This is a genomic window from Hymenobacter terrigena (assembly GCF_054776515.1).
In genome coordinates this window covers 459408-469104 of the sequence record NZ_BAAHBU010000004.1, presented here as the reverse complement: position 1 = coordinate 469104, position 9697 = coordinate 459408, and the positions used below count along the sequence as shown (strand labels likewise).

Annotated in this window: 7 protein-coding genes; 2 read left to right on the top strand and 5 right to left on the bottom strand. The window is 61.0% G+C overall.

The genetic code is table 11. The annotated features are described in order from the left end of the window. Nucleotides 1–230: 230 nt before the first annotated feature. From ACYU7Q_RS18550 to ispF, 5 genes are all read right to left on the bottom strand, one after another. Nucleotides 231–1286: a hypothetical protein gene (locus tag ACYU7Q_RS18550; protein ID WP_460610927.1), complete on the bottom strand. Its 1056-nt coding sequence runs from the start codon at nucleotides 1284–1286 to the stop codon at nucleotides 231–233. Between the two features lie 66 nt (nucleotides 1287–1352). Next, entirely contained in the window at nucleotides 1353–2744 is a 1392-nt protein-coding gene (locus tag ACYU7Q_RS18545; RefSeq protein ID WP_460610926.1) for a lactate utilization protein B, read from the bottom strand. A 6-nt stretch (nucleotides 2745–2750) separates the two neighbouring features. Beyond that, complete coding sequence (locus ACYU7Q_RS18540; RefSeq protein WP_460610925.1) at nucleotides 2751–4427, bottom strand: M28 family peptidase; 1677 nt, start codon at nucleotides 4425–4427, stop codon at nucleotides 2751–2753. A gap of 176 nt (nucleotides 4428–4603) precedes the next feature. Continuing rightward, nucleotides 4604–6271, bottom strand: coding sequence for a M28 family peptidase (locus ACYU7Q_RS18535; protein WP_460610924.1), 1668 nt, complete (start codon nucleotides 6269–6271; stop codon nucleotides 4604–4606). Between the two features lie 179 nt (nucleotides 6272–6450). Then, nucleotides 6451–6930, bottom strand: a complete 480-nt coding sequence (gene ispF, locus ACYU7Q_RS18530) for a 2-C-methyl-D-erythritol 2,4-cyclodiphosphate synthase (protein WP_460610923.1) — start codon at nucleotides 6928–6930, stop codon at nucleotides 6451–6453. Between the two features lie 328 nt (nucleotides 6931–7258). Between ispF and ACYU7Q_RS18525 the strand changes: the two genes are divergently transcribed. Both ACYU7Q_RS18525 and ACYU7Q_RS18520 read left to right on the top strand, forming a co-directional pair. Continuing rightward, nucleotides 7259–7873 (top strand): TetR/AcrR family transcriptional regulator, encoded by a 615-nt coding sequence (locus tag ACYU7Q_RS18525; protein WP_460610922.1) that lies wholly within the window; start codon nucleotides 7259–7261, stop codon nucleotides 7871–7873. Nucleotides 7874–7918: 45 nt separating this feature from the next. Further along, nucleotides 7919–9601: a TolC family protein gene (locus tag ACYU7Q_RS18520; RefSeq protein ID WP_460610921.1), complete on the top strand. Its 1683-nt coding sequence runs from the start codon at nucleotides 7919–7921 to the stop codon at nucleotides 9599–9601. Nucleotides 9602–9697: the final 96 nt, after the last annotated feature.

Sequence of the window (9697 nt, the reverse complement as noted above, 5' to 3'; positions counted from 1 at the left end):
GCAAATGGGGGCGTAAATTAATCAATATTCCAGTGCTTGGCTATTATCCTTGGTAAGGACGTAGTCCTTCTTGTTGCGGAAATTATGCAAAAGCCATTCTGCTACCATGTTAAGCCGGTTTTTGCCCGCAAGATATATTCTAACCAAACCTTTAGGCGGCGCACGGCTGTCCTTGGTGCCCAGGCTGAGCGAGTACCAAGTCATTTTCCGGAAAATGCCGTTAAGAGAGACTAATTGCTGCTTTTCACGCCCGGTGCCATGGTGAGGCGGGCCAGGAAGCCGAAGGCCGTGGCGTAGCGGCTGCGCAGCTCGCAGTAGCGCCGCCAGGCATCGGCGCGGTCTGCGCACACCTTTAGGCCGTGTTCGGCCAGCTCCTGGCAGGCCTGGTCGAAATCGGCGCGGCCGGGGGCGGCCTCTTCGTCGGGCAGCAAGCTGGCGGGTTCGGCTCCGGCTTTGGTGTCAAAAAACCGGTACACCCGGTTCAGGGCCAGGCAGCCAGCCTTGAAGGTAATCTGGGCCTGACGTGGCTGGGGGCCGTCTACGGCGGCAAAAAGCAGCGCGGCCGTGTCCAGAATCAGCCCGCCGGCCGTAACCCAGGAGCGCCCCGGCTGCGGCGAGCGGAAGAACGAGAGGATGGGCAGCGAGGTGTGGCTTTCCTCAATCTCGACAAACCACCGCTCCCAATCAGCCCACTGCTGGTCGTCGTTCTGCACCGAGCCGTCGTGGTTGAGCCACCTGAGCAGGCAGGTGGCCGTGGGCGGCGTGCCGGCCCGCAGCTCCAGCAGGGCTACCGTGGACTCGCGCCGCGCAAAGGCTTGGTAGATGGTGGGCAAATACGAAAGCAGCAGCGTGAGCAGCAGCAGCCCCAAGGTGGCTTCCGAATACGTGAAAACGGAAATAAATACGTGGCGGGTGTCGGTCGTGCCGAGGGTCATCAATGAGCTGCTGCTCAGCTCGTAGCAGCGCAGCCAGCTGCCCTCGCCCAACGCCCAGTACAGGCAGGTGTACCCCAGGCCCACCAGCGCTTCCCAGGCCACGGGCAACGCCACCAGCGCCACCGGGGCGTAGTGCGCCATGATTTTGTCGCGCCGCTCGTAGGAATTGGACACTTTCGCCGCCAAATCAAAAAACACGCGAATGCCCATGAACACCCACACATTCAGGCGCACCACCTCGTTGCGGGGCAGCACAAATGACCGAATGGCCGCTGATAGCGTGGTTATGACCAGCACAACCCCGCCCAGGCCGGTAATCACGCGCAGGGCAACAAGCAAGTAGGCGGGCATGGCTCAGCAAAACCACTAATACGGGCGAAAACGCTGAAAAGCCGAATAGCTAATGTTCTAGCGCGGCTAATGTTGGGCCGCCCGCGCTTTCCACAGCTCCCGAAACGAGGGGCCGGCGATGTGCAGGCTCTCGCGGCGCTTGCTCCAGCCCACCTGTCCCAGCAGGCGGCCCAGGCTCCAGTCCTTTAGCTTCACGGGCAGCAAATCGAGCGCCCACCGGTGCTGCATGCTCCACTTCCAGAGGCCAATGGCGGCGCGCTCCTCGGTGGGCGTGTGGCCTTCCTGCACGCTTTGCTGGCGGTTGAGCAGCAGTAGGTTGTGCAGTGGGATGCGCACCGGGCACACGCTGGTGCAGGCTCCGCACAGGCTGCTGGCGTAGCTCAGGTGCTTGTGTTCGGGCAAGCCGCTCAAGTGCGGGCTGATGACCGAGCCGATGGGGCCGGAATAGGTGGTTTCATACGTGTGGCCGCCGATGTTCTTGTACACCGGGCACACGTTCAGGCAGGCCCCGCAGCGGATGCAGCGCAGGGCCGCGCGCTTGTCGGGCTGGGCCAGCAGGTTGGTGCGGCCGTTATCGAGCAGAATCACCACCATTTCCTCCGGCCCGTCCACCTCGCTGGGCTGGCGCGGACCGAAGTACACGGTATTATAAACCGTGACCTGCTGCCCCGTGCCGCTGGTGCTGAGCAGCGGCCAGAACAAATCCAAATCGGTGAGCTGCGGAATAACTTTTTCGATGCCCACCACCGCAATGTGCAGCTTGGGAAAGGTAGCCGAGAGACGGGCATTGCCCTCGTTCTCAGTCACGGCCACGGCGCCTTCTTTGGCAATGAGGAAGTTGCCGCCCGTCACGCCCACTTCAGCGGCGGTGTACTTATTGCGCAGCAGGCGGCGGGCTGTAAGCACCAGTTCCTGAGCGTCGTCGGTATGTTCAATGCCGAGGTGCTTCACGAAAATATTGGCGATGTCGGCCTTGCTCAGGTGCATGGCGGGCGTCACAATGTGGTAGGGCCGCTCCCCGTTCAGCTGCACGATGTATTCGCCCAAATCCGTCTCCACCGACTCGATGCCCTGCGTGGCGAGGTACTTGTTGAGGTGAATTTCCTCGGTGGTCATGCTCTTGGCTTTTACCACCGTTTTGGTGGCGCGGGCCTTGGTCAGTTTGCCGATTTCGGCCAGCGCCTCGGCGGCATCACGCGCCCAGATTACGCGCCCGCCCCGCGCCGTAAAGGCGGCCTCGAATTGGAGCAGGTATTCGTCCAGCTTTTCGAGTACGGTGGCTTTGATGTAGGCGCCGCGGTCGCGGGCCAGCTCGTGCTGGTCGTAGAGCTTCATGCCGGCGCTCACGGCCGCATCATATTTGCCGATGTTGAAGCGGATTTTGCGGCGGTGCTCGCGGTCGAAGGCTTTCTTCTCGGCGTCGAGCTGAAACTGGCTGGCTTTGGTGGCGGTGGTCATGGCAAATCAGGGCTTGTTGGAGTCAACCACGATGCGCTGCTCGCGGTTGGCCAGCGTCCAGGCGGTGTGGAACACCAGCTGCGCGCGTTCCGCCAATTTATCGAATTCTATTTTTTCCACGTCGTCCGTGGCCTTGTGGTAGTCGGCGTGCTCGCCGGTGGTGTAGAAGATGACCGGGATTTTGCGGCGCGCAAAGTTGTAGTGGTCCGAGCGGTAGTAGATGTGTTCCGGCTCGCCGGGAATGTTGAAGTGGTAGTCCAGTTCCAGGTGTGTGTAGTCGCGGTTGGCCGCCTCGTTGATGGCGTGCAGCTCCGACGACAGCTTATCCGAGCCCACGATGCACACAAAATGCCGCTTCGGGCTGTGCTTGCGGTCGGTGCGGCCCACCATGTCAATGTTGAGGTCGGCAATGGTGCTGGCCAGTGGGAAAACGGGATGCGCCGTGTAATATTCGGAGCCGAACAGGCCTTCTTCCTCGGCCGTCATCAGCACAAATAATATGCTGCGGCGCGGGCCGTGGCCGTCCTTTTTGGCCTGGGCAAATGCCTTCGCCAGCGCCAGCACCGCCACCGTGCCCGAGCCGTCGTCATCGGCCCCGTTATAAATGGTGTCGTGCTTTACACCCAGATGGTCGTAGTGGGCCGATACCACCAGCACTTCGTCCTTTTTATCGGAGCCTTCCAGAAAGCCCAGCACGTTTTCGGTGGTGAGCGGCGCTTGGTTTTGGGGCAAATAAATGGTCGCCGTTGGGGCTTGAAATCCCGCCGGCACCGGCCGCCCCGCCTGGCCCAGCGCCCGCACGTAGTCAATCAGCCCGTTCATGGTGGTGCCCGCCATGGCCAGCCCCAAATCCTGCGAGGTGAAGTACACGCCGATACCCGGGGGAATATTCTCGGCCACCGTGTCGATGATTTCGGGGCCGGGGTCGGGCAGGGAAAATGCCGGCTCGCGCAGCGACTCGCCCAACTCAGAAGTCTGTTTCTGGAAAACCGTTGCCGGGGCAAACGTCATCAGGAAAATGCTGCGCGCGCCGTGGGCTTTGGCCAGCGCCGCCTTGCGCAGGCCCGAGTCCCAATAGTCGGCCTTGCGGCCCAGCGGCTTGAGCAGCTTGCGGCCCCGCTCGTCCTGCGGCTCGCCCATCATAACCACCACGTCCTTGCCCTTCACATCGAGCCCCGCGTAGTCCGAATACGCGCCCTGCTCTACCCCAAACCCCGCAAACACCGGCTGCGAAGTCGTTTCGGTGAGAAAAGGCGACGGCATCGGCCCGTAGCTGAACCAGTCGCTCAGGTAGTCGTAGCGCTGACCGCCCACTTTAATGAAGCCACCCGGCGCATAGAGGCTGTGCGTCAGCTGAAAGTGCTGCAAATACGGGTTGTCGCTGCCCGCCACCGGCCCTTGCAGGCCAAGTTCCGCAAACTGCTTCACCAGATACTCCGCCGCCAACTTCTGGCCCGGCTGGCCGGTCTCCCGCCCCTGAAATGCGTCCGACGCCACCACCGTGAGGTGCGCGCGCAGGTCGGCGGGCTGGATGAGGGCGGCGTAGGTTTGGGAGAGGTCGGGCGCGGCGGGAGCAGCGGCTGTGCCCTTGGCTTTTACCTTGATTTTGGCGGGCGCGGTCTGAGCAGCGGCGGGTAGATAGCTGGCCAACAGCAAGGTGGCCAGCGCGTATGTTTTCAGCATGGGTGCGAGGAAAGACTGAGGAGGGGATGCAATAAAAAACGTCTGTCATCCTGAGCGCGGCGAAGGACCTTATCACGGCTGAACGATTAGCAGCAATTGACGCTTGCAAACTGCTCAAACGTGATAAGGTCCTTCGCTTTGCTCAGGATGACAGACGGATTGAACGACAACTAAAATTACGGCTTATTCGAGTCAACGACAATGCGGCCGTCGCGGTTGGCCAGCTCCCACGCGGTGTGGAACACCAGCCGCGCGCGCTTCTCCATTTTATCGAACTGGATTTTCTCGATTTCGTCGCTCTGCTGGTGGTAGTCGGCGTGCACGCCGTTGAAGAAAAAGGCCACCGGGACCTTGTTCACCGCGAAGTTGTAGTGGTCGGAGCGGTAGTAGAAGCGGTTCGGGTCGGCGGGGTCGTCGAAGCGGTAATCCAGGTCGATGGGGCCGTACTGCTTGTTCTCCGCCTCCAAAATCACGCGCAGCTCCGAGGCCAGCTTGTCCGAACCGATGACGTACACGTAGTCGGGCTTGCCCTCGTGCTCCACGTCGGTGCGGCCAATCATGTCCACGTTCAAGTCGGCCTCGGTGCTGGCCAGCGGGAAAATGGGGTGCTTCGAATAATATTCCGAGCCAAACAAACCCTTTTCCTCGCCCGTCACGCTCAGAAACAGCAAGCTGCGGCGCGGGCCGTGGCCTTCTTTCTTCGCCTTGGCAAAGGCCTCCGCCATCGTAATAATGGCCGTGGTGCCCGAGCCGTCGTCGTCAGCCCCGTTGAACACCTGCCCGTCGTGCTTGCCGAGGTGGTCGTGGTGAGCCGAAATCACAATGACATCCTCCTTCTTGTCGGTGCCCTCGATGAAGCCCAGCACGTTCTGCGTGTCCAGCTTTTCGCGCTTGCGCTCGGCCTTAATCTGCATCGGCACCACGTTGAACGTGGCGGCCACCGGTTGTTTGGTGCTATTGATTTTGCCCAGATACGTCTGTATCGCGGCATCCGTGGTGCCCAGCACGGCCAGGCCCACGGCCGGCGAAATGAAGAACGACGGCACGCGGCTCGGCTTGTCGTTGCCCACCATCACCATCGACGGCCGCGCGATGAACGGGGCCATGCGCGCCGTTTGCTTGGCGAAGTTGCTGGTGGGGTTGAAGCTCACGAAAAACACCGTGCGGGCGCCCTTCTGGGCCGCCAGCTGGGCCTTGCCGCGGTAGTCGGCGCCCCACTTGGTGGGTGAGCCGTCGGCGCTGAGCAGGGCCTTGCCGCCGTCGCCGGTGGGTTCGCCCAGCAGCACCAGAATGTCCTTGCCCTTCACGTCCACATTCGCATAGTCGGAGTAGCCGGACTGCTCGATGCCGTAGCCCACAAAAACCGGCTTCACGCTGGTTTCCTGGCCGAAAGGCGAGTCGCCCAAACCATAGAAATCGGTCAGCCAGTCGTAGCTCGTGCTGCCCACTTTCAGGGTGTTGCCCTCGGCCCAGGTCACCTGCTCCACGTCGAAATGCTGCTGGTAAGGGTCGGTGCCGGTGGTTACCGGGCCCGTCAGGCCCGCGTCCTTAAACTGCTTGGCTACGTAGTCGGCGGCCATGTGCTGGCCTTTCTGGCCGGTTTCGCGGCCCTCGTACTCATCCGACGCCAGCACGGCCAGGTGCGTACGCAGGCGCTCGGCAGTTACCTGGTCGGCGTATTTCACGCTCCAGTCTTTGCCGGCGGTTTTGCCGTTGGTGGTTTTGATTTTGATGGCGGACGCACCGGCCGCTGGCTTGCTTTTTACTTTAACCTTGCCCTGGGCGTGGGCCGGGGCCGCGCTGGCCAGCGCGAGAAAGGCCAGCAGGAGAGGGGTTTGCTTCATTGATTTTGGATGGTGGGATTGATATTTTGGGAGCAGCCGATTAAAAAACGGCTTTTTATGTATCTGTCATCCTGAGCGGAGCGAAGGACCTTATCACCGCTGGGTAGCTATTTGTTCAGGCGTAATAAGGTCCTTCGCTCCGCTCAGGATGACAGAGTTGTTCGGGGTGTGTTGTCGAATCACGCTTTCACAATCAGCACGCTGGCGTAGGCGGCCACGCCTTCCTGCCGGCCCACAAAACCCAGTTTTTCGGTGGTGGTTGCTTTGATGGAAATGTCTTCCTCGGCAATGCCCATCACGGCGGCCAGCACGCGCTGCATTTCCGGGATGTGGGGGTTCACCTTGGGGCGCTCCAGGCAAATGGTCGAGTCGATGTTGCTCACCTCGTAGCCGCGCTCGCGCAGCAGGCGCATCACGCCGGAGAGCAGCTTCTTCGAATCGATGCCTTTGTACTGCGGGTCGGTGTCGGGGAAGTGAAAGCCGATGTCGCGCAGGTTGGCCGCGCCCAGCAGCGCGTCGCAAATGACGTGGATGAGCACGTCGGCATCGGAGTGGCCGAGGGCGCCGTGGGTGTGCGGCACCTCAATGCCGCCGAGCCAGAAGGGCAGCCCTTCTTTCAATTGGTGAACGTCGTAGCCGAAGCCGGTCCGGATTTTCATAAGCGCGAATGCAAGCGGGCCACCGCGGCCCGGCGCAAAAGTACCCGCGCCCCGCGCTTCCGCCGCGCAGTAGGCTTGAGCGTAGGTCACAAATAAATAATCTGATTTGGGAATACTATTAAGCTAAATTTATTAGCTTTGCATTACCAATAAAATTAGTTAGTCATGCAGGGGCCTGAATACCTTTTTTCGCATTGGGCTAAAGTAAACGGGAGGCGTGCGCGTCTGGCTACGCGCAAAAAGGCCTTGCACTGGTTGCAGACCGTAAAAATGCGTTGGAAACTTTGAGCACGTTAAAAGTTTCCGCTGTATCTTTGCGGCGTTAACTATGGAAATCAAAGACCGAATCCTGAACCACGCCCAGCAGCTTTTTATGCGCAACGGCATCAAAAGCGTGAGCATGGATGACATCGCCGCCGACATGGCCATGTCGAAAAAGACGCTTTACAAGTGGTTCGAAAACAAGGACCAGATTGTGGAGGCTTCGATGACCCGCCACCTGGCCGGCACGCAGTTCGACTGCACGGCCATGATACAATCGGCCACCTCGGCCATCGACGAACTGTTTCAAATGATGAAGTGGACGCGGCAGGAATTCAGCAACGTGCACCCCAGCATTTTCTACGACCTGCAGAAGTTTCATCCCGGCACCTGGAAGCTCTGGCTGGCTCATAAAAACCAGTTTATCCTCACCCAAATCATTGAGAACCTGCGTCGGGGCATTGCAGAAGGCTTGTTCCGGGCCGACCTCGACGTGGACGTCATCGCCCGGATGCGCCTGGCCCAGATTGAAATCATGTTCAACTCCGAGGTGTACCCGCCCCTGCAATTCCCCAACGAGCGGGTGTCGCAGGCCCTGCTGGAGCACTTCATGCTCGGCGTAGCTACACTGAAGGGCCACCGGCTCATCAACCAGTACCGCAACGTCACCGACGAAGAATAACCACCCGTTTTCCCCCGCTTACCCGTTTTCCTTTTTGCTGTTTTTATGAACACGCTGTTTCGAACCAGATTCCTGCTGGTGGCCGCCCTGAGTGCGGCCGTGCCTCAGGCGCTGCTTGCCCAAACCCGGCCCAACGCGGCGTTGGCGACCACGCCCACGGCCGGCACCATGCCGCTGAGCCTGCAACAGGCCATCAGCTACGCCGTGCAGAACAAGCCGACGCTGCTGGCTACCCGCCTGGGCGAGGCCACGGCCCGCGCCAAGGTGGGCGAAATCAAGAGCGCCGGCCTGCCGCAGGTGAACGTGGCCGCCACGGTTTCCGACAACTTTAAGCTGCAGAAAAGCCTAGTCGATTTCTCGGCTCTGGGCGGCGGCTCCACGGCCACGCCGCTCACGGCGGCTGATATTACGGCCGCGCAATCGGGCCAGACGGTGAACATCAAGCCCGTGACGCTGCCCAGCACGCCGCTGCCGCCCCAGGCGTTTGCCTTCGGCCTGCAATATGCCGGCAACGCCAGTGCCTCGGTATCGCAGTTGCTATTTGATGGCGCGTATCTGATTGGTTTGAAGGCGGCTAAAGTGTACGAAGAGTTGGCCAAAAAGCAAACCCAGCAGGCCGAAATCGACGTGGTGGAGCAGGTGAGCAAGGCCTATTACAGCACACTCGTGGCCCGTTCGCGCCTTGCCCTGCTAGCTCGCAACGTGCAGCGCCTCGATACCGTGCTGTTTCAGACCAACCAGACCTTCAAGGCGGGTTTCGCCGAGAAGCTGGATGTGGACCGCCTGCGCGTGCAGCGCAACAACCTGGTGGTGGAGCAGCAGAAGGCCGCCCGCCTCACCGAGCTGAGCGTGGCGCTGCTCAAGTTTCAGATGGGGCTGCCGCAGCAGCAAGCCGTGCAGCTCACCGACTCGCTTGGTGCGGCCGTGGTAGATGCCGGGGCCCTGCGCCAGCGCCTCGGCGCGGCCGATATGGAGAAGGGCGGCGCTGGCGTAGGGGCCGTGCCCACTGCGCCCACCCCGCCCGGCCTCGATAACGCCGCCGCCCAAAGCCGCCTCGACCAGCAGGCAGCCCTATCGGGCGGTATGCCCATCGCAGCCCGTGGGGCGCTCAACTATAATAACCGCATCGAATTCTCGACCCTGGAAACGCAACAGGCCCTCGCGGGCCTCGACCTGCGTAACCGGCAGGCCGGCGCTTACCCGCGCCTCCTGCTCACGGGGGCGTATGGTTTCACGGGTTCAGCCAAAACGCCGGGTGATTTGTTCGCTTTCCGCGGGCCGGACTCGCGCAATTCCAACAACTTCCCCAACCAGAACTGGTTTGGTTTCGGCAACGTGGGCCTGAGCTTGCAGGTGCCGGTGTTCGATGGCTTCCGCCGCAAATACCTGGTGCAGCAGACTCGGATTCAGCAGCAAACCATCGAGCGCGGCTTCGAAACGCTGAAGCAAAGCATTGACCTGCAGGACGCCCAGAGCCGCACCACGCTCATCAATGCCCTCGATGTACTGGACAACCAGAAAGCCAACCTCGACCTGGCCACCGACGTGGCCCGGGTGACGCGCATCAAGTTTAACGCCGGCGTGGGCTCCAACCTGGAGGTGATTACGGCCGAAACCGACCTGCGCTCGGCCCAGACCAATTACTACGGGGCCATCTACGACGTGCTGGTGGCGAAAGTCGACCGCGACAAAGCGACCGGCGAGCTGTATAACCAGGTTAAAAAGTAATGTGGCGCGGACTTTTAGTCCGCGACTCCAATTGATACCAACGGCACCACTCGCGGACTACAAGTCCGCGCTACTTGCCCTCCGACATCTTAAAAA

Bases quoted from the DNA above. Each gene is read 5' to 3' on its own strand.
- ACYU7Q_RS18540 (WP_460610925.1), bottom strand. From the start codon at position 4,427: ATGCTGAAAACATACGCGCTGGCCACCTTGCTGTTGGCCAGCTATCTA.
- ACYU7Q_RS18535 (WP_460610924.1), bottom strand. From the start codon at position 6,271: ATGAAGCAAACCCCTCTCCTGCTGGCCTTTCTCGCGCTGGCCAGCGCG.
- ACYU7Q_RS18550 (WP_460610927.1), bottom strand. From the start codon at position 1,286: ATGCCCGCCTACTTGCTTGTTGCCCTGCGCGTGATTACCGGCCTGGGC.
- ACYU7Q_RS18520 (WP_460610921.1), top strand. From the start codon at position 7,919: ATGAACACGCTGTTTCGAACCAGATTCCTGCTGGTGGCCGCCCTGAGT.
- ACYU7Q_RS18525 (WP_460610922.1), top strand. From the start codon at position 7,259: ATGGAAATCAAAGACCGAATCCTGAACCACGCCCAGCAGCTTTTTATG.
- ispF (WP_460610923.1), bottom strand. From the start codon at position 6,930: ATGAAAATCCGGACCGGCTTCGGCTACGACGTTCACCAATTGAAAGAA.
- ACYU7Q_RS18545 (WP_460610926.1), bottom strand. From the start codon at position 2,744: ATGACCACCGCCACCAAAGCCAGCCAGTTTCAGCTCGACGCCGAGAAG.